The sequence below is a fragment of the Mycobacterium sp. 852002-51057_SCH5723018 genome, from assembly GCF_001667035.1.
Classification (GTDB): Bacteria; Actinomycetota; Actinomycetes; order Mycobacteriales; family Mycobacteriaceae; genus Mycobacterium.
Map to the genome: position 1 here is coordinate 96,406 of NZ_LZIR01000111.1, position 20,660 is coordinate 117,065.

Consider the following 20,660-nt stretch of genomic DNA (forward strand, 5'->3'; position numbering starts at 1 on the left):
CTCCGGCTTTGCGTCGGTGATAGTTGGCACCGTCGTACCCCCCGCAGCCGGCGTCATGCAGCGTGCGAATGCCGCAGTACCGGCCAGTGCATGCTACGCGGGCTGAAGTGGAAGGGCGGACGCTTCAGGTCCGGCATCTGGCGGGTGAATTGGTAGCCCGCGACATTGAGCTCGATGATCCACATGATTCTCTCCCGGGCCTGGGTGCGGCCAATGATTATGCTGAGAAGCATATAAAACATCAGTCAAGTAAGCAAATCTATTCCCTAAGTAAATTTGTCAGCTCTAAAGATGGAACTCAGCCGCTGTCGGCGGTCCCCTTCCGCGAGAACAGTGGCCCTAGTTTTATGCTCTTTTGCATAATCCTTGGCCCTGCGGTTCACTGTGCCGATGGACCCGACCCTCGACACCGTGTCGCTGCAGCGCGACGGACACGTCCTGCTGATCGGCCTGAACCGGCCGCACAAACGCAACGCGTTCGATCGGGCGATGCTCGCCGACCTGGCCCGCGCTTATGGGCTGCTGGAATCCGACGCCTCCGCGCGGGCGGGCGTCCTGTTCGCGCACGGCGACCACTTCACCGCCGGCCTGGATCTCGTGGACGTCGGCCCCGCCATCGCGAGCGGGGAGTTGCCCATGCCGGGCGACGGCCGGGACCCTTGGCGGCTGGACGGGCCTTGGACCAAGCCGGTGGTCGCCGTCGCCCAGGGCTGGTGCATGACGCTGGGCATCGAACTGCTGCTGGCCGCCGACATCCGCATCGCGGCGGCCGGGACCCGGTTCACGCAGCTGGAGGTGCAGCGCGGGATCTACCCCTTCGGCGGTGCGACGATCCGGCTGCCCCGCGACGCGGGGTGGGGCAACGCCATGCGCTGGCTGTTGACCGGAGACGAGTTCGACGCCGCCGAGGCGCACCGCCTCGGGCTGGTCCAGGAGGTCGCCGACGACGCGGCGGCGGCCCTGGCCCGGGCCCGCGAGATCGCGCACACCATCGCCGACCGGGCCGCGCCGCTGGGCGTGCGAGCCACGCTGGCGTCGGCGCACCTGGCCCGCATGCAGGGCGAGGCGGCCGCGATCGAGCGGTTGCGCCCCGACGTGGCCGCCCTGTTCGCCAGCGAGGACGCCGCCGAGGGCGTGCAATCCTTCGTCGAGCGCCGGCAGGCCCGCTTCCAGGGCCGCTAGAGTTTTGCTCGGCCTCGCTACTCGAGGGTGTAGCCCATCGGCATCAGCACGCTCTTCTGCAGCGTGAAATGCTCGACGCCTTCCGGCCCGTTCTCGCGGCCGATGCCGGAGTTCTTGTAGCCGCCGAACGGGCAGCAGGGGTCGAAGGCGTACCAGTTGACCGCGTAGGTCCCGGTCCGGATCTTCTCCGAGATCTCGATGCCGCGCGGTACGTCGGAGGTCCATACGCTGCCGGCCAGGCCGTACACCGAGTCGTTGGCGATCTTGATCGCGTCCTCCTCGCTGTCATACGGGATGATGCTCAGCACCGGCCCGAAGATCTCCTCCTGGGCGATGGTCATCTTGTTGTCGACGTCGGCGAAAACCGTTGGCTGAACGAAGAACCCGTCGTTCAGGCCCTCGGGACGCCCGCCGCCGCAGACCAGCCGGGCGCCCTCCTCGATGCCCTTGGCGATGTAGCCCTCGACGCGGGCGCGCTGCTTCTCCGAGATCAGCGAGCCGATCTGGGCGGCGGGGTCCGACGGTGACCCCACCGGCAGCGCCTGCACGAAACCGGCCACCGCATCGACGATTTCGTCGTACCGCGAGCGCGGCGCCAGGATGCGGGTCTGGGCCACGCAGGCCTGCCCGGTGTTCATGATCCCGGAGAACACCAGCATCGGGATCGCGGCGGCGAGGTCGACGTCGTCCAGGACGATGGCCGCCGACTTGCCGCCGAGCTCCAGCGTGCAGGGCTTGAGCATCTCCGCGGCGCGGCGGCCGATTTCCTTGCCGACGGCGGAGCTGCCGGTGAAGGAGAAGATGTCGACTCCCGGGTTGGAGGTCAGCGCCTGGCCGGTCTCGATGCCGCCGGGGACCACCGACAGCACGCCCTCGGGCAGGCCGGCCTCGGCGAACGCCTCCGCCAAAGCGTTGGCGCTGAGCGGGGTTTCGGCGGCGGGCTTGAGCACCACCGTGCACCCCGCGAGCAGCGCCGGGCCCAACTTGTTGACGGCCAGGAACAGCGGCACGTTCCAGGCCACGATGGCGCCCACCACGCCGATCGGTTCGCGATGGACGATGGTCTGGCCGTAGGCGCCGTTGCGGATCTCGCGCCACTTGACCTGATCGACCGCGGGGCCGGCGAAGAAGTTCATCGCCCCCATCGAGCTCATCCAGTGCATCGTTTCGATGCCGGTCGGCGGCTGGCCAGTCTCGCCCGCGAGGAGCTGGGTGAACAGCTCCTTGCGCTCCTCCATCAACTTGAGCGCGTTGGCGATGACGGCCGCGCGCTCCTTCGGTGGCGTCGTAGGCCAGGGACCGTCGTCGAACGCCGCCCGGGCCGCGGCGACCGCGGCGTCGACGTCGGCCGCGCCGGCCAACGGCACCTTGCCGACGTACTCGCCGGTGGCCGGACAGTGCACCTCGATGACTTCCGAGGTCGACGGTTCCGTCCACCTGCCGCCGATGAAAAGTTTGTCGTATTCGGTCTTAACGTCGGTCATGGCGCCACCCTACCCAAGCCGAAGCAAAACGAGAACATGTTTCATTCTGGGCGCCGCAGCACCAGTACTAGATTGCTCACCACGAACTCGCGCAGCGCGGGGACCGATGTCAGCCACCACGCCCATCGTGGGTGGTAGCGGGGAAATGCCGCAGTGAGCGCGCCCGTGCTCGCCGCCCAGTCCAGGCCTTCGGCCGCGGACACTGCGAACAACGACGACCCGTAGTTGTTTTTGGCCGGATGACCGTGTTTGCGGGTGTAGCGCGCGGCGGCGCGGGCACCGCCCAGGTAGTGGGTCAGGCCCATCTCGTGACCCCCGAAGGGGCCCAGCCACACTGTGTAGGACAGCACGGCGAGCCCGCCCGGTTTGGTCACCCGCAGCATCTCGCCGCCGAGCTGCCACGGCCGCGGCACGTGCTCGGCGACGTTGGAAGACAGGCAGATGTCCACCGAGGCGTCGGCGAACGGCAGCGCCATGCCCGACGCCCGGACGAACCCGGCGGTCACTCGAGGGACAGTCGGCCCCGCCGCGTGCATCTCGCCAGGGTCCGGTTCGACCCCGATGTAGCGGACACCGGCGTCGGCGAACGCCGCCCCGAAATATCCCGGGCCGCCGCCGATGTCGAGCAGCGTGCGGCCCGCCGGTGGCTCGCCATGGATTCCGAGCCACAGGTCACCGACCATCGCCGCGGTGTCGGCAGCCAGTGCGCCATAAAAGCGGTCCGGGTCGGTTTGCTCGTAGCGGAACTCCGACAGCAGCCGCAGCGACCGGGCCAGCGTCGCCCGCCGCGCGAAAACGTCAGTGACGGCCACCGGCCAACCCTACGGCCGGAGCGAAGTGCGCCGGGCAATTCACAGGGCCACACCGGTCCCTTGGCTGGGGATGGCGCACAATTTGTCCACCTCGTAGCGACAGCGTGGCCCCGTCGCCTCGTTTCCCCGAGTTTGTCGCTGTTAGGTGGACAAACGACACCCGTCTCCCGCCAGTGGCCAGTGTGGCCGGTGTGACCAAACCGCAGGCGTCCTAGCGCGGCGCGCATCGTCGCCGGGCTAGGGTCTGATTGCCCGCCTCCTCCTCGCGCCGCTCCGCGGCGCGCATCGTCGCCGGGCTGGGTCTGATTGCCCGCCTCCTCCTCGCGCCGCTCCGCGGCGCGCATCGTCGCCGGGCTAGGCTGGCGAACAATGTCTGCTCTCCGCACCGTACTGCTGTTGTGCTGGCGCGATACCGGCCATCCGCAGGGCGGCGGCAGCGAAGCCTACTTGCAGCGCGTCGGCGCTCAACTGGCCGCGTCGGGGGTCGCCGTCACGCTGCGCACCGCCCGCTATCCGGGCGCACCGAGGCGAGAGGTGATCGACGGCGTCAACATCAACCGCGCCGGCGGCCGGTACACGGTCTACGTCTGGGCGTTGCTGGCCATGGCGCTCGCGCGCTTCGGACTGGGTCCGCTGCGGCGGGTCCGGCCCGACGTGGTCGTGGACACCCAAAACGGCCTGCCGTTCCTGGCCCGGCTGGTGTACGGCCGGCGGGTGGTGGTGTTGGTGCACCACTGCCACCGCGAGCAGTGGCCGGTGGCAGGGCCGGTGCTGGGTCGGATCGGCTGGTTCGTCGAGTCGACGGTGTCGCCGCGGGTGAACCGGCGCAACCAGTACGTGACGGTGTCGCTCCCGTCGGCCCGCGATCTGGTCGCGCTGGGCGTCGGCAGCGGGCAGATCGCGGTGGTGCGCAACGGCCTCGACGGGGCGCCGGCGCAATCGTTGTCCGGCCCGCGCTCGGCGGCACCGCGCGTCGTCGTGCTGTCGCGGCTGGTGCCGCACAAACAGATCGAGGACGCGCTGGAAGCGGTGGCGGCGCTGCGCTCGCGCATACCGGGCCTGCACCTCGACATCGTCGGCGGCGGCTGGTGGCGGCAGCGGCTCGTCGACCACGCGCAACGGTTGGGCATGTCCGACGCGGTGACCTTCCACGGTCACGTCGACGATGTGACCAAACACCGTGTGCTGCAAAGCGCCTGGGTGCACGTGCTGGCCTCCCGCAAGGAGGGATGGGGGCTGGCCGTCGTCGAGGCGGCCCAGCACAAGGTGCCCACCATCGGCTACCGCTCGTCCGGAGGGCTGTCCGATTCGATCGTCGACGGGGTGACCGGGATGTTGGTGGACGGCCACGCCGGGCTGGTGGACGGCCTGGAACGGCTGCTTTCCGATCCGGTGCTGCGCGATCAACTCGGCGCCAAGGCGCAGGCGCGCAGCGGCGAGTTCTCCTGGACGCAAAGCGCCGACGCGATGCGCAGCGTCCTGGAGGCGGCGCAGGCCGGCGAGTACGTCAGCGGCGTCGTCTAGCCAGGCGGCGCACCCAACCGACCGTCATCCCGGCGGCACCCACGATCAGCAGCACCAGCCACGCCAGGTGGGCGACCACCGTCGCGCGGCGACGGGCAGGTGGCGCGCCAGGGGTCTCGCCGCCGAGACGGTAGAGCGCGAACTCCCCGTCGCGATAGACCGGCCGCAGCGCGTCGAGGGTGCGGGCGGACGCACCCATGTCACCGGCGCTGTCCGACTCGACGACCAGCCACCCCACGCCGGCCGGGGCCAACGCGGCGGGATCGGGCCCGGCCAGCAGCAGATCCTGCACCGCCCGCGCGCGATCGCCCTCCCCGGGCACGGTGACGCCCGAGACGGCCAGGTCCCCGGTGGTCAGCACGTCGGCGCGCACCCAGCGCGGCAGCGGATCGAGCACCGGCGCGGGGCCGGACCAGGAGAAGCGCCGCATGGTGCCGGCTGGCAACACCGCCACCGGCCGCGGATCGGCGTTGATCGCCGCCGCCACCGCGGCCCACCCGGGCGGGTAGCGCACCGGCGCAACCTTGCCCCACACACCCCAAGCCAGGTCCGGCAGCGCCAGGAGCAGCGCGAGGCAGCACACCGCCGCCGCCGCGAAAGGCCTCAGCCACCGTCGCAGCGTCACCACCGCGCCGGCTGCGGCGAGCGTGTATCCCGGCATCGCCAGCGCCACCCACTTCTGCCCGTCGCGCAGCACCCCGAAGGCGGGCGCGGCGTCCACCACCGCCCGCAGCGCGTGCATACCGGGGCCGGTGGCCAGCGCGGCCGGCACCAGCACCGACACCGCCGCCAGCGCCAGCAGCGGCACCACCGCCCTCCGACGCAGCACCGCCGGCAACCCGGCCGCCACCACGCCCAGCAGCACCACCGCCGAGCAGACCGCGAAAAGCGTTGTCCGCGCGCCGGGTACGGCCTCGCCGTTCCAGATCCCGCCGAGGCTGGCCAGGCTGGCGAGCGTGCCCAGGCCGGGCTCGGCACGCGGCGCGAACGCGGTCACCCCGAGCGCGATCCCCGCCGCGTGCGCCTGCAACGACGAGCCCACCACCGACGCGGTCAGCCAGGGCAGGGCCGCCACCAGCGCGGCACCCAGCGCCGCCGCGGCGCACTGCCAGCGCGGCCTGGACCCCGCCGCCGCCTCGACCGGGGCAGCCGCGCACACCAGCGCCACCGCCGCGGCCAGTAACAAACCGGTCGGGGTCAGCCCGGCCAGCGCCACCCAGAACGCCAGCGCGAACCACCCGTTATCGCTGGCCGTCCGCAGCCTCAGCATCGCCGTGGCCACCCAGGGCAGGCAGCCGTAGCCGACCAGCAGGCTCCAATGCCCCTGCAGGAGCCGTTCGGCCACATAGGGATTCCAGATCGCCAGCGTGATCGCGACGAACTCGCCCGCCGCGCCGGCGCACGGCAGCGCCGTGGAGACCAGCCGGGCCGCACCCCAGCCCGCGAGCCACAGCCCCGCGACGAGCAGCGCCTTGACCACGATGCCGCCGTCGACCAGATGTGACGCCAGCGCGACGGCGAAATCTTGAGGTGTCGCCCGCGGCGCCGACGTCAACCCCAGCGCGCCATCGGAGAGATACGACCGCGGCGTCGACACCGCATCGCGCAGCAGCAGATACCCGGGCGCCAGGAGCGGCCCCACCACCAGCAGCGCCAGCACCAGCGCGTACCCCGGTCGGGCCCAGCGCACGGTTAGCGCACCCGGGGGGAGCTAGGCGCGTTCGGGCGGGCCGGGGGAGGCGCCCGGCGGTTCCGGCGGTCCGGCGTCGGGCGGCCCGGACTCGGGCCCGGGCTTGGCCGGCTCCTCAGAGCCGACGGTGGGCGGCTCCGAGCCGGGCGGATCCTCGCGCGCGGGGCGCTGCGTGGGCAGCTTCTCGGTCTCGGCCTCGGCGCCGGACACGGGTTCTTCGAGCCCGTCGCGGCCGAAGAACTCCTGATCGGTGCGGTCCAGGCCCGGGTCGGTCAGCGCGCTCTCGGTCCGCAGGCTGAAGGATGCGAGTATGCCGCCGCCGATGAGCGCGATCAGGCCGATGGCGGTGAAGGTGATCGGCAGCACCCGCGACCACAGCGCCAGCCGGTCGCGCTCATCGCGGGCCGCGTTGACCTGGGATTCGACCGTGTCCTCGGTGGAGGTGACCTTGTAATCGGCCAGCGTCATCTCGGGCTTGAGCGGATCGCGGGCGAAGTAGTGGTTGGCGTGTTCGGTCTGCTTGACGATGGTCCCTGACACCGGGTCCACCCAGAATGTGCGCTGCGCCGCGTAATAACGGGTCATGGTGATCTGCTCGTTCGGATCGCCGCCCTGGACGCCCCACATCGCCGCCGACGTGGTCTGCTTGGCGTCCTCGTTACCGGCTAACAGCGACGGGTAGGCCACCGGGGCCACCAGCCTGCCGTCGGCGTTGTAGCCGACGTTCTGCGTGAAGCGGTACGTGGTCAGACCGTTGACGTCCTCTTGGGTGTCGTAGTTGACGTCAAAGGGCTTCTGCGCGATCGGGTCGAAGTAGGGGTACGTCTTCTTCTCGGTGTGGAACGGGAAGCGGTAGGACAGCCCGTCGTGACGGAGCGGCATCGCGGTGGGCGGGTTCTCATCGCCGAATGCGCGCGGCTTCTGCACCGACCCCCCGGTGTGGGTGTCGTCGGAGACGGCCATCGCCGTCCTGCGGTTGAGGGTGACGGTGTCGACCATCGCCAGCAGCAGCCCGCTGTCCTTCTGCTTGTCGGTGCGCCGCACCGAGGTGCCCACCTGCAACGTGACGACGTCGGCGTTGGCGGGCGATTCGACGCTGACCTGCTGCTGGGACACCAGCGGCACGTTCTGGTTGACGACCAGGTGGTCGCCCGACAGCGACCCGGCGTCCAAAGCGGTTCCGGAGCCGTCGCTGATCAACGTGGCGTCGAGGTTGAGCGGAACCTTGGTGATCCTGCTGCTGGTGTACGTCGACAGCAACAGCGCGGCGATCAGCAGGGCTGCTCCGAGACCGATGACCGCGCATGCGGCATAGCGCAACATGACTGCTCGGTTCACGTTGCTGTGTCCTCCTAATGGTCCCCAAAAGATCCTCAGACCCGTCGGCCGCGACCCGCTCCGACATGACCAAGCAGCGAGGCAAACCCGTTCGACCCTAACAGGGGAATTTAAGGTGCCGGTTTAGCAACCCATTGCCAGCGTCCGGTGTACCGGATTCCCCCGGCAACACGCGAGGTCGCATTCGAGGGCACACTGTTGGGCGTGACCGAGGGCCAGCAGGTGGGAGGGATCCGCAGCTTCCTGCCCGCCGTCGAAGGCATGCGCGCCTGCGCCGCGATGGGCGTGGTCGTCACGCACGTCGCCTTCCAGACGGGGCACTCCAGCGGCGCCGCAGGCAGGCTGTTCGGCCGCTTCGACCTGGCCGTGGCGGTGTTCTTCGCGCTGTCGGGGTTCTTGTTGTGGCGCGGGCACGCCGCGGCGGCACGGGGTTTGGGATCGCGCCCCCGTACCGGCCACTACCTGCGGTCGCGTGCGATGCGCATCATGCCGGCCTATGTGGTTGCGGTCGTCGTGATCCTGACCCTGTTGCCCGATGCCGATCACGCCAGCCCGACGGTGTGGCTTGCCAACCTGACCCTCACGCAGATCTATGTCCCGCTCACACTGACCGGTGGCCTGACCCAGATGTGGAGCCTTTCCGTCGAGGTCAGCTTCTACCTCGCCCTGCCGATTCTGGCTTTGCTGGCGCGCCGGCTGCCGGTCGCGGCGCGGGTGCCGGCGATCGCCGCGCTCGCGGCGCTCAGTTGGGCCTGGGGCTGGGTGCCTCTCTTTTTGGGGCACTCCGATCCTGGGGTCAACCCGCTGAATTGGCCGCCGGCCTTCTTCTCCTGGTTCGCCGCCGGGATGCTGCTGGCCGAGTGGGCCTACAGTCCGATCGGCCCGGCGCACCGGTTGGCGCGCCGCCGCGTGCCGATGGCGGCCGCGGCCCTGCTCGCCTACCTGGTGGCGGCCTCGCCGCTGGCCGGCCCGGAGGGCCTGGTGCCAGGCACCGCCACCCAGTTCGCGGTGAAGATGGCGATGGGCGCTCTGGTGGCGTTCGCGCTGGTGGCCCCGCTGGTGCTGGACCGGCCCGACACGCCACACCGGCTGCTGGGCAGCACCGGCATGGTGACGTTGGGGCGCTGGTCCTACGGCCTGTTCGTGTGGCACCTGGCCGCGTTGGCGATGGTGTTCCCGGTGCTGGGGACGTTCCCGTTCACCGGCCGCATGCCGATGGTGCTGGTGCTGACGCTGATCTTCGGTTGGGCGATCGCCGCCGTCAGCTACGGGCTGGTCGAGTCGCCCTGCCGGGAGGCGCTGCGCCTCTGGGAGAAGCGTCACCAGCCGGTGCAGGCGCGCCAGGCTATCGACGCTGAGGCTGACGCGATCGCGCCGTGAATTCGATCTCCGTGGATTCGATCTCTGTGCCCCCGAAGCCACAGGATCTCTCAATGCGGTACCGCGGGTATCAAACCGGCGATTCTGGGTAACCTGCCGTGTGATCTGGTTTGGGGGAGGCCTTCACGATGACCAACCGCATCACCGCCACAGGGGTAGTAGCGGGTCCGCCGCACGAGGAGCTGCGTCGCGGGGAGCCTCCGCTTACACCCGATGAGGACCCGTTCTACCAACCGCCGCCACGGTACGAAAAATCCCGACCCGGCGCCATTTTGCGCTCGCGCGCCGTCGAGCTCGGGTTCCTGGGTGTGCTCCCGCAGGGCTTCACCGCCACCCAGCTCCTCTACCGCAGTACGAACCTGCACGGCGGCCCCGAGGTGGCCGTGACCACTGTGCTGGTGCCAGAGCAGCGTGATACCCAGTCGCCGTGTCCGGTGCTGTCGTATCAGTGCGCCATCGACGCGGTCGCGTCGCAGTGCTTTCCGTCGTATGCGCTGCGCCGTGGGGCAGGAGCAATCGGAGCGTTCACGCAAGCGGAATTCCTCCTCGTGGCGGCGGTACTGGCCGAAGGCTGGGCGGTCTCGATACCCGACCACGAGGGCTGTCACGGCATGTGGGGTGCGCCGCGTGAGCCCGGCTACCGCATTCTTGACGGTCTCCGCGCCGCCGTGAGTTGCGAACGACTGGGGTTGTCACCGGCCGCCCCGATGGGCCTATGGGGTTATTCGGGCGGCGGTTTGGCCTCCGCATGGGCGGCCGAGCTGTGTGCGGACTATGCGCCGGAACTCAACATCGTCGGCGCCGTGCTGGGCTCACCGGTCGGTGACCCCGGAAGCGTCGCTCGCCGGCTCAACCGCTCGTTTTTCGCCGGGCTGGCCGCGCTGATGATCGCGGCGCTGACCGACGTGTTCCCGGAAGCGCAGCGGGCGGTCGACGAGCATGCCACCGACGAGGGCACCGCACTGCTGGACGAACTGCGGACCATGACCACAGCCCAGGCGGTGTGGCGGCTGCACCATTCCGACATCGGTTCGTACGTCGACGTGTCCACCGACGAACTGTGGGACCTCCCGGACGTGCGCCACATCTTCGCGGAGACCAAGCTCGGCAAGACCCCACCCACGCCACCCGTGCTGGTCGTGCAGGCGGTGCACGACAGGATCATCAGCGTCGACGACATCGATCAGCTCGTCAAGAAGTACGCGACCGATGGGGTAGCGGTCACTTATCATCGCGATCGATTCTGCGGTCACCTGCTGCTGCACCCGCTGTCCGCGCCGATGACGTTGCGATGGCTGCGCGACCGGTTCACCGGCAAGCCGCTTGACAAGAACAAGACGCGTACTGTCTGGCCGACGGTGTTCAACCCGTCGACCTATCTGGGCATGCTCAGGCTCGGCGTCATCACCGCGAAAGTCATCCTGGGCCGGCCCGTCGAGCGTCGCCCGCTGTCCAAAACCGACGACGTGCCATGATCTCGGCGCGCACCGCCGACCGCCGCGCCTTGCCGGCGTCGTCGCGCAGCGGCGTGTCCACGAATTCTATGAAGTCCGGGGTGGGCGGCACCTTGTAGGACGAAATACGTTCCTGCAGAAAGACTTTCAAGCCGTCAGCGTCCAGCGCGGACCCATCGGCGGTGTGCACCAGGGCGTACGGCACCTGACCCAGGTCGTCGTGCGGAATGCCGACTACCAGGCACGACAACACCTCTGGGTGCGCCGAGAGCGCGTTCTCGATTTCGGCGGGGTAGACGTTGCGGCCGCCGACGGTGAACATGTCGACCCGGCGGTCCGACAGGTAGAGGAACCCGTCTTCGTCGAAGTAGCCGAGGTCGCCCAGCGAGTCCCAGCCGTCGCGCGACTTCGCCGTGATGCCGATGTAGCGGTAGGTCGGCGCGCTGCCCGGGCTCGGTCGCATGTAGATCTCGCCCACCACCCCGGGCGGGCAGGGGTTGCCGTCGTCGTCGAGCACCTTCATCTCCCCGGCAACCACGACGCCGACCGAGCCGCGGTGGGTCAGCCACTGGTCGCCGGAGATGAAGGTGAGCGCCTGTAATTCGGTGCCGCCGTAGAGCTCCCAGACCTTTTCGGGGCCGAGCAGGTCGATCCAGGCCTGCTTGACGGCCGGCGGGCACGGTGCGCCCACATGCCAAAACCGCCGGATCGAGGACAGGTCGTAGGACGACGGGTCTTCGCGGTAGACGGGCAGCGTGCGCTGCATGATCGTGGGCACCGTCGTCACGAACGTGGCGCGATGGTCGGTGATCAGCCGGAGGAACTGGTGCGGGTCGAACCGGCTCATCAGCACGAGGTGATGGCGCATCACCAGCGCGATCGTCGCGGTGGTGAAGCCGGTGTTGTGAGACAGCGGCACCGGCACCAGCGTGGTGTCGCCCTCCTGCGCGCCCAGGGGATAGCCGACGGCGGGCGGTATGCGACTGTCACCGCCGGACTCGATGAGTTTGGGGCGGCCCGTGCTGCCGCCCGACCCCATCGCCTTCCACACCGGCGAAACCGCCTCCGGCAAACGGGCGTCGGACAGTGCCGGGTCGGGCACGAAACCCGCTGGCGCACAAGGTATTCCAGCATGCTCGCGGCCCACCACCAAGGCGGGCGGCCGCAGCTCCAGCAGGCCCTGCAACTCGGCGTCGGGCAACCGTGCCGACAGCGGCTGGGGCACCGCCCCCAGCTTCCAGCACGCCACCGCGGCCTGGATCCACTCGATCGAGTTCGGCAGCACCATGGTGACGTAGTCGCCGACGCCCACGCCCCGCTCGGCGTAGGCCCGCGCCAACCGGTTCGTCGAGGCGTCGAGCTCGGCGCGGGTGATGGTGCGCCCGTCGCAGGTGACCGCGGGCTCGTCGGGGGCGAGTTCGGCCAGCGCCGAAATCTGCGAACCGATCGGCGGGACCGGCTCGGTCATTTAGTACGCGCCCTGTCGCTCGAAAATGCGGCGCGGGTTGTCGACCAGCATGGTGTGCAGCTGCTCGTCGGTGACCCCGCGCTCCTTGAGCGCGGGGATCACGTCGTTGTGGATGTGCAGGTAATGCCAATTGGGCGCGGCCACCGCCAGCAGGTCCTCGGGTATCGCGTCGAAGTAGCAGTTGGCGTCGTGGGAGAGCACCATCTTGTCGGCGTGGCCGCGCTCGCACATTCGCGCCACCGTGTTCACCCGGTCCTCGAACGGCAGGTACACGTCGATGCCGAATCGGTCCATCCCGATGTAGGAGCCGTTACCGATCAGCTCCTCCAGGTAGTCGAGATCGGTGCTGTCGCCGGAATGCCCGATCACCACCCGGGTCAGGTCCACGCCCTCCTCTTCGAAGATGCGCTGCTGCTCGAGCCCGCGCCGCAAACCCGCGTGGGTGTGGGTGGAGATCGGCACGCCGGTGCGCTTGTGGGCCTGCGCCACCGCGCGCAGCACCCGCTCGACGCCGGGGGTGACGCCGGGCTCGTCGGTGGCGCACTTGAGGATGCCCGCCTTGACGCCGGTGTCGGCGATGCCCTCCTCGATGTCGCGGACGAACATGTCGGTCATGACCTCTGGGCCGTCCATCGGCGTGCCCGGGCCCAGGTAGTGGAAACGGAACGGGACGTCGTTGTAGGTGTAAATCCCCGTCGCCACAACAATATTCAGCTCCGTGGCCGCCGCGACGCGCGCGATCCGCGGGATGTAGCGGCCCAGTCCGATCACGGTGAGGTCGACGATCGTGTCCACCCCGCGGGCCTTCAGCTCGTTGAGCCGGTTGACGGCGTCGGCGACCCGTTGTTCCTCGTCGCCCCAGGCTTCGGGATAGTTCAGGGCGATCTCGGTGGTCATGATGAACACGTGCTCATGCATGAGCGTCACGCCGAGATCGGCGGTATCGATGGAGCCGCGGGCGGTATTGAGTTCTGACACGTGACTGACTCTAAGGCGACTCAGTGGTCGACCGACAGTGCGTTTTCTCCGGTGTGCCCCGACGGCCGCGCTATTGCAGTACCGTCACCTTCGTCTCGATACGAATCCCTTGGGAGTCACGCGATGTTGCTCAATCCCAATCACTTGCAGCGCCAATACCCAGAGCGTCGCTCGGGGGAGATCATGGCCGCGACGGTCGACTTCTTCGAGTCGCGGGGCAAGGCTCGGCTGAAGTCCGACGACCACGACCGGGTTTGGTACTCCGACTTTTTGGACCACATCGGCCGCGAGCGCATCTTCGCCTCCCTGCTCACGCCGTCGGCATACGGCGCTTCTGCAGAAATGGCCTGCCGCTGGGACACCTACCGAATCAGCGAGTTCGCGGAGATCGTGGGCTTTTACGGGCTGAACTATTGGTACCCGTTCCAGGTCACCGCCCTGGGGCTGGGCCCGATCTGGATGAGCGCCAACGAGGACGCCAAGCGCAAGGCGGCGGCCCAGCTGGAGGCCGGCGAGGTGTTCGCCTTCGGCCTGTCCGAACAGGCCCACGGCGCCGATGTCTACCAGACCGACATGATCCTGACGCCTTCCGATGGCGGCTGGACCGCGAACGGCGAGAAGTACTACATCGGAAACGCCAACGTGGCGCGGATGGTCTCCACCTTCGGCAAGATCGCCGGTACCTCGCCTGACGAAGACGAGTACGTCTTCTTCGCCGCCGACTCCCAGCACGACCGCTACGACCTGATCAAGAACGTGGTGAACTCGCAGAACTTCGTCGCCAACTACGCGCTGCGCGACTACCCGGTCACCGAGGCCGACCTGCTGCACCGGGGCCCGGAGGCCTTCCACGCCGCGCTCAACACGGTCAACGTCTGCAAGTACAACCTCGGCTGGGGTGCGATCGGCATGTGCACGCATGCCATGTACGAGGCGGTCACGCACGCCTCCAACCGCATCCTGTACGGGACCGTCGTCACCGACTTCAGCCACGTGCGCAGGCTGCTCATGGATGCCTACGTGCGGCTGGCCGCCATGAAGCTGGTCGCCACCCGCGCCTGCGACTACATGCGCGGCGCGTCGGCGGCCGACCGCCGCTACCTGCTGTACAGCCCGCTCACCAAGGCGAAGATCACCAGCGAAGGTGAGCGGGTCATCATCGCGCTGTGGGACGTCATCGCCGCCAAGGGCGTCGAGAAGGACACCATCTTCGAGGCCATGACCCGCGAGATCGGGCTGTTGCCGCGGCTGGAGGGCACCGTCCACATCAACGTCGGCTTACTCGCGAAGTTCATGCCCAATTTCCTGTTCGCCCCCACCGGCGAGCTGCCCGTGATCGACCGCCGCGACGACGCGGCCGACGACACCTTCCTGTTCGCCCAGGGGCCGACGGGTGGCCTGGGCAAGGTGCGCTTCCACGATTGGCGCCCGCCATTCGTGGCTTTCGCCCACCTGCCCAACGTCGCGCTGCTGCGCGAACAGATCGAGGTGCTCGCCGAGATGCTGGCCAGCGCCACGCCGGATGCCATGCAGCAGAAGGACATTGACTTCGCCTTCGCCGTGGGCCAGCTGTTCGCGACCGTGCCCTATGCCCAGCTGATCCTCGAGGAGGCGCTGCTGTCGGGAGTGGACGAGGCGTTGCTCGACGCGATCTTCGCCGTGTTGGTCCGCGACTTCAACGGCTACGCCGTCGAGCTGAACGACAAGCCGGCGACGACCGAGGCCCAGGCCCGGTTCGCGACCCGGATGATCCGCCGTCCCGTGCACGACCCCGCTCGCTACGACCAGGTCTGGAAGGAACGCGTGCTCCCGCTCGACGGCGCCTATCGGATGCGGCCTTGACGCCCGTGGAGCTCTTGACTGTGAGCTAGCCCACCGTAGAATGACCAGTGGTCATCGATGCTAGGAGGCCGCAATGCCGACGGTGACTTGGGCACGCGTGGATCCGGCGCGCCGGGCGGCCGTTATCGAGGCCGCCGAAGCCGAATTCGGCGCACACGGGTTTTCCCGGGGCAGCCTGAACGTCATCGCACGCAAGGCCGGAGTCGCCAAGGGCAGCCTGTTCCAGTACTTCGCGGACAAGCGTGACCTCTATGCGTTCATCGCCGACATCGGCAGCCAGCGGGTGCGCGCCTACATGGAGGACCTGATCCGCGAGCTCGACCCGAGCCGGCCGTTCTTCGAATTCCTCACCGAGCTGCTCGACGGCTGGGTCGCCTATTACGCCGAACATCCGCGCGAACGCGCGCTGCACGCCGCGGCGACGCTGGAGGTCGACACCGAGGCCCGCGTCAGCGTGCGCAACGTCATTCACCGGCACTACCTGGAGGTGCTGCGACCGCTGGTGCACGCCGCGCAAACCCGCGGTGACCTGCGCCCCGACGCCGACACCGACGTCTTGCTGTCGCTGCTGCTGATGATCTTCCCGCACCTCGCCCTGGCTCCCTACATGCGCGGCCTGGACCCCGTCCTCGGGCTCGACGACCCCACACCGGAGCAGCCGGCGCTGGCCGTGCGGCGCCTCGTCGCCGCGCTGGCCGCCGCCTTCTCGGCGGATGCGCCCGGCTACCCAGCCGTCAACTCAGCCCCGAAACGATCCGAGGAGGTCACATGACGCGTATACGTTCGGGCTCGATGGTCGCGGGCGGCCTCAACTGGGACAGCCTGCCACTTCGGCTCTTTGCCGGCGGCAACGCCAAGTTCTGGGATCCGGCCGACATCGACTTCTCCCGTGACCGCGCGGACTGGGAGGCGTTGTCGGACGACGAACGCGACTACGCCACCCGGCTGTGCGCCGAGTTCATCGCGGGGGAGGAGGCGGTGACCGAGGACATCCAGCCGTTCATGTCCGCGATGCGGGTCGAGGGCCGGCTGGGCGACGAGATGTATTTGACGCAGTTTGCGTTCGAGGAGGCCAAGCACGTCCAGGTGTTCCGCATGTGGCTCGACGCCGTCGGGGTCACCGAAGACCTGCACGCCTACCTCGACGACATCCCCACCTACCGCACCATCTTCTACGAGGAGCTGCCGGACTGCCTCAACGCGTTGTCGGTCGATCCTTCCCCGGCCGCCCAGGTCCGGGCGTCGGTGACCTACAACCACATGGTCGAAGGAATGCTGGCGCTGACCGGCTACTTCAGCTGGCACAAGATCTGCGCGGACCGCGGCATCCTGCCCGGCGTGCAGGAGCTGGTCCGGCGCATCGGGGACGACGAGCGGCGCCACATGGCGTGGGGCACCTTCACCTGCCGGCGCCACGTCGCCGCCGACGACGCCAACTGGACGGTGTTCGAGACCCGCATGAACGAGCTCATGCCGCTCGGCTTGCGCCTCATCGAAGAGGGCTTCTCCCTCTACGACCCGATGCCCTTCGGCCTGTCGGTGGACGAGTTCATGGCCTACGCCTCCGACAAGGGGATGCGACGCTTCGGCACCATCGCCAGCGCGCGCGGGCGTCCGGTCGCCGAGATCGACCTCGACTACTCGCCGCTGCACCTCGAGGACACCTTCGCCGACGAGGACGAAAAGACGCTGGCCGGCGCCCATTGAGCGCGCCGAGTGTGGGCCCTACGTAGGTGGATCGCCTCGGATTCGTCCGTAGGCCCCACACGCGGCGGTTAGCGGTAACGCGTCACTCGACCTTCTTGCCGCCGCCGGAATCGCCGCTCTCGGCCGAGCCCACCCAGACGGTCTTGGCGTTGCAGAACTCGCGGATCCCGAGGCCCGCGAGCTCGCGCCCGTAGCCCGATCGCTTGACGCCGCCGAACGGCAATTCGGGGTAGGACACGGTCATTCCGTTGATGAAGACCTGGCCGGCCTCGATGTCGTCGATGAAGCGCTGTTGCTCGGCCTCGTCGCGGGTCCAGGCGTTGGAGCCAAGGCCGAAGGTCGTGGCGTTGGCGATCTCGATGGCGTCGTCGATGTCGGCGGCGCGATAGATCGAGGCCACCGGGCCGAACACCTCTTCGGTGTAGAGGGCCATGTCCTTGGTGATGTCGGTGACCACCGTCGGCGGGTAGAACCACCCCGGCCGGTCGAGAGGCTTGCCGCCGCAGCGGATCGTCGCGCCGGCCGCGGCCGCGTCGTCGACCTGCTTGGCCACGTCGTCGCGGCCCGACTCGGTGGCCAGCGGGCCGACGTCGGTGTCCGGGTCGGTCGGGTCGCCGACCCGCAACGCCTGCGCCCGCTCGACGAACTTCTCGACGAACTCGTCGTAGATGTCGGCGTGGGCGATGAACCGTTTGGCCGCGATGCAGGACTGGCCGTTGTTCTGCACGCGGGCGGTGACCGCGGTCTTGACCGCCTCGTCCAGGTCGGCCGACGGCATCACGATGAACGGGTCGCTGCCGCCGAGCTCGAGCACCGAGGGCTTGATCTCCTCGCCCGCGATGGCTCCGACCGACTGGCCGGCCGGCTCGCTGCCGGTGAGCGTGACCGCCGCGACCCGCGGGTCGCGCAGGATCTTCTCCACGGCGCCCGAGGGAACGAGCAGCGTCTGAAAGCAGCCCTCCGGGAAGCCGCCGCGGGCGATGACGTCGGCCAGATACAGCGCGCACTGCGGCACGTTCGACGCGTGCTTGAGGATCCCGACGTTGCCGGCCATCAGCGCCGGCGCCGCGAATCGGACCGCCTGCCACAGCGGGAAATTCCACGGCATGACGGCCAGCACCACCCCCAGCGGCTGCCACCGGGTGTAGGCCTTCGTCGCGCCCACCTTGCCCGCGTCGGCCGGCTCGTCGGCCAGCATCTTTTCGGCGTTCTCGGCGTAGTAGCGGAATCCCTTGGCGCACTTGATCGCCTCGGCCTTCGCCGAGGCCACCGTCTTACCCATCTCCAGGGTCATCATGGCGGCGGTCTGGTCGGCCTCGGCCTCCAGCAGGTCGGCGGTGGCGTTCGCCCACTCGGCGCGCTGGGCGAAGGTGGTGGAGCGTCGGTAGTCGAGGAAGCGCTCGTGGGCGCGGGCGATGGCCGCCTCGACTTCGTCGTCGGTTGCCGGGTTGAAGGTCTGGACCGTCTCCCCGGTGGCCGGGTTGATCGTGGCGATGGGCACGCTGACATCCTTCGTTTAGTCGTTGAAACCGTCCACTACCCAGCCTGCCACTATCGTGGCCTTCAGGGAGGTGCCGGATGAGCAAAGCGGCCGAGCTGATGGTCAAGTGCCTGGAAAACGAGGGCGTCGCCGTGGTCTTCGGGCTGCCGGGGGAGGAGAACATCCGCTTCGTGCAGGCGCTGGCGTCCTCGGACATCCGCTACGTGCTCACCCGCCACGAGCAGGCCGCGGCGTTCATGGCCGAGATGTACGGGCGCGTCACCGGCCGCGCCGCGGTGGTGTCGACCACGTTGGGGCCGGGCGCGATCAACATGCAGCTCGGCGTCGCCGACGCCACCAGCGACAGCACCCCGATGGTCGCGATCTCGGCGCAGGTCGGCCAGAACCGTCAGTTCAAGGAATCGCACCAATACGTCGACCTGGTGTCGATGTTCGCCCCGATCACCCGGTGGGCGGCGGGCATCCCCACCGCGCAGGCGATACCCGAGATGTTCCGCAAGGCCTTCAAGGTCGCCGAGGCCGAGCGTCCGGCCGCGGTCTACCTCGCCGTGCCCGAGCATATCGACGCAGACGATACGGAATACGACCTGAACCCGTTGCCGCGCAACGTTGTTCGCCCCGACGCGCCGGCGGCGCGCCAGGTGGAGCGCGCCGTCGACATCCTGCGCCAGGCGAAGCGACCGGTGGCGCTGGCCGGGCACGGCGCCGCCCGCGCCGATGCCACCAAGGCCCTGCTCCGCTTCTCCGAGCAATTCGGCATCCCGGTGGCCAACACCTTCCACGGCAAGGGCGTCATGCCCGACGACCACCCCAACAGCATCGGCACCCTCGGCTTCATGCGGCACGACTACGTCAACTTCGGCTTCGACAACGCCGACGTGGTGATCGCGATCGGCTACGAGCTGCAGGAGTTCGACCCGGTCCGGATCAACCCGCAGGCCGACAAGAAGATCATCCACATTCATCGCTTCCCGGCCGAGGTCGACGCGCACTATTCGGTGGACGTCGGCATCATCGGCGACATCAGCGCCTCGCTGGACGCGCTCACCGACGCGCTCGAGGGCCACGCCTACGAGGCCGACCCCGACGTCCCCGGCTTCGGCATGCTGGCCGAGGAATTCGAACGCGGACAACAGGATTCGCGCTACCCGCTGGCGCCCGCGCGTGTCGTCGCCGACACCCGCGCCGCGCTGGGCCGCAGCGACGTGGTGCTGGTCGACACCGGCGCCACCAAGATGTGGATGGCGCGGCTCTATCCGACCTACGAGCGGAACACCTGCCTGATTTCAAATGGCCTGTCCACCATGGGCTTTGCACTGCCGGGCGCCCTCGGCGTCAAGCTGGCGCTCCCGGAGTGCAAGGTGCTGGCCGTCGTCGGCGACGGCGCGTTCATGATGAATTCGCAGGAGATCGAGACCGCGGTGCGGGAGCGGATACCGCTGGTGGTGCTGATCTGGGATGACGGCGGCTACGGCCTCATCGAATGGAAGATGGATCTCGAACTCGGCGAGCACCACTACGTGAAATTCGGCAACCCCGACATCGTCAGCTACGCGGAAAGCTTCGGCGCCAAGGGATATCGCATCAACAGCGCCGACGAGCTGCTGCCCACGCTGCGGGCCGCGCTCGACGACGACGGCGTCTCGCTGATCAGCTGCCCCGTCGACTACTCGGAGAACCTGCGGTTGACCGACCGGCTCGGCGAGCTGGACGAGACGCTGTAACCCGCACCCGCGCGCATCATGATGAGGGTGCCTGTTTGATCTGTATCTGGTCGGTTTGCGCGTATCCCGCCGGGTGCCCGCAGGCCGGAACGATGTAGACGTGCTGGGCTGTGCCGGCAAGGGAATCCGGATCCCACGATAGGTGGGCGTTCGTGGCGTACTGGGCGTAACTGCCGTCCGCGCAATTCACGTTGTTGAGCGTGTCCATCACCCATTGACCATCGACCAACCGCGCCTGGCCGCCCCCGGCCCCGGCCTTGATATACACGCATCCGTCACCGCACGAACTGACCGTCCAATTGGTCGTGAAGGTCGCGCCGGCAGGGGTGGTCGCGGTCTCGACGTAACTGCCGTTCATGGTCGGTGTGTCGGCCCACGCTGTGCCGGCTGCCCCCGCAGCTAGACCGGCGAACACAGCAGTGGCGGCGAAGCCCCGTGCGATAGCCATGCTCTCGTTCCTTTCAGGTGCTCGGTTGTGATGGTCTATCACAGGTTGAGACTCACGGCGATTCGAAGAACTTCACTGCCTCGCCCAGGCCGGTGTCAGGGCGTCGCTGATCTGCTGCCCTGCCCGAC

Annotated in this window: 17 protein-coding genes; 8 read left to right on the forward strand and 9 right to left on the reverse strand. The window is 68.7% G+C overall.

Annotated elements, in window-relative coordinates:
* Positions 1-53: 53 nt before the first annotated feature.
* Entirely contained in the window at positions 54-185 is a 132-nt protein-coding gene (locus tag A5764_RS29740; RefSeq protein ID WP_255361126.1) for a hypothetical protein, read from the reverse strand.
* Between the two features lie 205 nt (positions 186-390).
* Between A5764_RS29740 and A5764_RS22760 the strand changes: the two genes are divergently transcribed.
* On the forward strand, positions 391-1,182 hold the full coding sequence (locus A5764_RS22760; protein WP_067117561.1) for a crotonase/enoyl-CoA hydratase family protein: 792 nt from the start codon (positions 391-393) through the stop codon (positions 1,180-1,182).
* Positions 1,183-1,199: 17 nt separating this feature from the next.
* Here A5764_RS22760 and A5764_RS22765 read toward each other — a convergent pair whose 3' ends face one another.
* Entirely contained in the window at positions 1,200-2,666 is a 1,467-nt protein-coding gene (locus A5764_RS22765; protein ID WP_067117564.1) for an aldehyde dehydrogenase, read from the reverse strand.
* Between the two features lie 41 nt (positions 2,667-2,707).
* Positions 2,708-3,478: a class I SAM-dependent methyltransferase gene (locus A5764_RS22770; RefSeq protein WP_067117567.1), complete on the reverse strand. Its 771-nt coding sequence runs from the start codon at positions 3,476-3,478 to the stop codon at positions 2,708-2,710.
* Between the two features lie 369 nt (positions 3,479-3,847).
* On the opposite strand from A5764_RS22770, the gene A5764_RS22775 reads away from it, so the two are divergent.
* A complete protein-coding gene (locus tag A5764_RS22775) occupies positions 3,848-5,002 on the forward strand; it encodes a glycosyltransferase family 4 protein (protein WP_067117570.1) in 1,155 nt (384 codons plus the stop codon).
* On the opposite strand, the gene A5764_RS22780 is transcribed toward A5764_RS22775, so the two are convergent.
* Both A5764_RS22780 and A5764_RS22785 read right to left on the reverse strand, forming a co-directional pair.
* Positions 4,986-6,692: a hypothetical protein gene (locus A5764_RS22780; RefSeq protein WP_067117573.1), complete on the reverse strand. Its 1,707-nt coding sequence runs from the start codon at positions 6,690-6,692 to the stop codon at positions 4,986-4,988. The two genes, A5764_RS22775 and A5764_RS22780, sit on opposite strands and share 17 nt — an antisense overlap.
* Before the next feature lie 21 nt (positions 6,693-6,713).
* Positions 6,714-8,030 (reverse strand): DUF3068 domain-containing protein, encoded by a 1,317-nt coding sequence (locus A5764_RS22785; RefSeq protein WP_197501681.1) that lies wholly within the window; start codon positions 8,028-8,030, stop codon positions 6,714-6,716.
* Positions 8,031-8,291: 261 nt separating this feature from the next.
* Between A5764_RS22785 and A5764_RS22790 the strand changes: the two genes are divergently transcribed.
* A complete protein-coding gene (locus A5764_RS22790) occupies positions 8,292-9,410 on the forward strand; it encodes an acyltransferase (RefSeq protein WP_156664824.1) in 1,119 nt (372 codons plus the stop codon).
* 128 nt (positions 9,411-9,538) lie between these two features.
* Positions 9,539-10,885, forward strand: coding sequence for a lipase family protein (locus A5764_RS22795; RefSeq protein ID WP_067117745.1), 1,347 nt, complete (start codon positions 9,539-9,541; stop codon positions 10,883-10,885).
* On the opposite strand, the gene A5764_RS22800 is transcribed toward A5764_RS22795, so the two are convergent.
* The gene (locus A5764_RS22800) at positions 10,827-12,332 is read right to left on the reverse strand and encodes an AMP-binding protein (RefSeq protein ID WP_067117581.1); all 1,506 of its coding nucleotides are present in this window, start codon (positions 12,330-12,332) and stop codon (positions 10,827-10,829) included. The two genes, A5764_RS22795 and A5764_RS22800, sit on opposite strands and share 59 nt — an antisense overlap.
* The gene (locus A5764_RS22805) at positions 12,333-13,310 is read right to left on the reverse strand and encodes a phosphotriesterase (RefSeq protein WP_067117583.1); all 978 of its coding nucleotides are present in this window, start codon (positions 13,308-13,310) and stop codon (positions 12,333-12,335) included.
* Positions 13,311-13,433: 123 nt separating this feature from the next.
* On the opposite strand from A5764_RS22805, the gene A5764_RS22810 reads away from it, so the two are divergent.
* From A5764_RS22810 to A5764_RS22820, 3 genes are all read left to right on the forward strand, one after another.
* Positions 13,434-15,152 carry an acyl-CoA dehydrogenase gene (locus tag A5764_RS22810; protein WP_067117586.1) on the forward strand — a complete coding sequence of 573 codons (1,719 nt, stop codon included), beginning with the start codon at positions 13,434-13,436 and terminating at the stop codon, positions 15,150-15,152.
* Positions 15,153-15,225: 73 nt separating this feature from the next.
* Positions 15,226-15,924: a TetR/AcrR family transcriptional regulator gene (locus tag A5764_RS22815; protein WP_067117589.1), complete on the forward strand. Its 699-nt coding sequence runs from the start codon at positions 15,226-15,228 to the stop codon at positions 15,922-15,924.
* Positions 15,921-16,859, forward strand: a complete 939-nt coding sequence (locus A5764_RS22820; RefSeq protein ID WP_067117592.1) for a R2-like ligand-binding oxidase — start codon at positions 15,921-15,923, stop codon at positions 16,857-16,859. The genes A5764_RS22815 and A5764_RS22820 overlap by 4 nt, the downstream gene beginning before the upstream one ends.
* An 82-nt stretch (positions 16,860-16,941) precedes the next feature.
* On the opposite strand, the gene A5764_RS22825 is transcribed toward A5764_RS22820, so the two are convergent.
* Positions 16,942-18,360: an NADP-dependent succinic semialdehyde dehydrogenase gene (locus A5764_RS22825; RefSeq protein WP_067117594.1), complete on the reverse strand. Its 1,419-nt coding sequence runs from the start codon at positions 18,358-18,360 to the stop codon at positions 16,942-16,944.
* A 77-nt stretch (positions 18,361-18,437) separates the two neighbouring features.
* Here A5764_RS22825 and A5764_RS22830 point away from each other — a divergent pair, with 77 nt between their 5' ends.
* Positions 18,438-20,084: an acetolactate synthase large subunit gene (locus A5764_RS22830; RefSeq protein WP_067117597.1), complete on the forward strand. Its 1,647-nt coding sequence runs from the start codon at positions 18,438-18,440 to the stop codon at positions 20,082-20,084.
* A gap of 16 nt (positions 20,085-20,100) precedes the next feature.
* On the opposite strand, the gene A5764_RS22835 is transcribed toward A5764_RS22830, so the two are convergent.
* On the reverse strand, positions 20,101-20,532 hold the full coding sequence (locus A5764_RS22835; protein ID WP_156664819.1) for a hypothetical protein: 432 nt from the start codon (positions 20,530-20,532) through the stop codon (positions 20,101-20,103).
* Positions 20,533-20,660 lie beyond the last annotated feature (128 nt).

What these genes read in the sequence shown, in the direction of transcription:
- A5764_RS29740 (WP_255361126.1), bottom strand. Translation starts at nt 185, where the DNA reads ATGTGGATCATCGAGCTCAATGTCGCGGGCTACCAATTCACCCGCCAG.
- A5764_RS22760 (WP_067117561.1), top strand. Translation starts at nt 391, where the DNA reads ATGGACCCGACCCTCGACACCGTGTCGCTGCAGCGCGACGGACACGTC.
- A5764_RS22765 (WP_067117564.1), bottom strand. Translation starts at nt 2,666, where the DNA reads ATGACCGACGTTAAGACCGAATACGACAAACTTTTCATCGGCGGCAGG.
- A5764_RS22775 (WP_067117570.1), top strand. Translation starts at nt 3,848, where the DNA reads ATGTCTGCTCTCCGCACCGTACTGCTGTTGTGCTGGCGCGATACCGGC.
- A5764_RS22790 (WP_156664824.1), top strand. Translation starts at nt 8,292, where the DNA reads ATGCGCGCCTGCGCCGCGATGGGCGTGGTCGTCACGCACGTCGCCTTC.
- A5764_RS22795 (WP_067117745.1), top strand. Translation starts at nt 9,539, where the DNA reads ATGACCAACCGCATCACCGCCACAGGGGTAGTAGCGGGTCCGCCGCAC.
- A5764_RS22800 (WP_067117581.1), bottom strand. Translation starts at nt 12,332, where the DNA reads ATGACCGAGCCGGTCCCGCCGATCGGTTCGCAGATTTCGGCGCTGGCC.
- A5764_RS22810 (WP_067117586.1), top strand. Translation starts at nt 13,434, where the DNA reads ATGTTGCTCAATCCCAATCACTTGCAGCGCCAATACCCAGAGCGTCGC.
- A5764_RS22815 (WP_067117589.1), top strand. Translation starts at nt 15,226, where the DNA reads ATGCCGACGGTGACTTGGGCACGCGTGGATCCGGCGCGCCGGGCGGCC.
- A5764_RS22820 (WP_067117592.1), top strand. Translation starts at nt 15,921, where the DNA reads ATGACGCGTATACGTTCGGGCTCGATGGTCGCGGGCGGCCTCAACTGG.
- A5764_RS22830 (WP_067117597.1), top strand. Translation starts at nt 18,438, where the DNA reads ATGAGCAAAGCGGCCGAGCTGATGGTCAAGTGCCTGGAAAACGAGGGC.
- A5764_RS22835 (WP_156664819.1), bottom strand. Translation starts at nt 20,532, where the DNA reads ATGGCTATCGCACGGGGCTTCGCCGCCACTGCTGTGTTCGCCGGTCTA.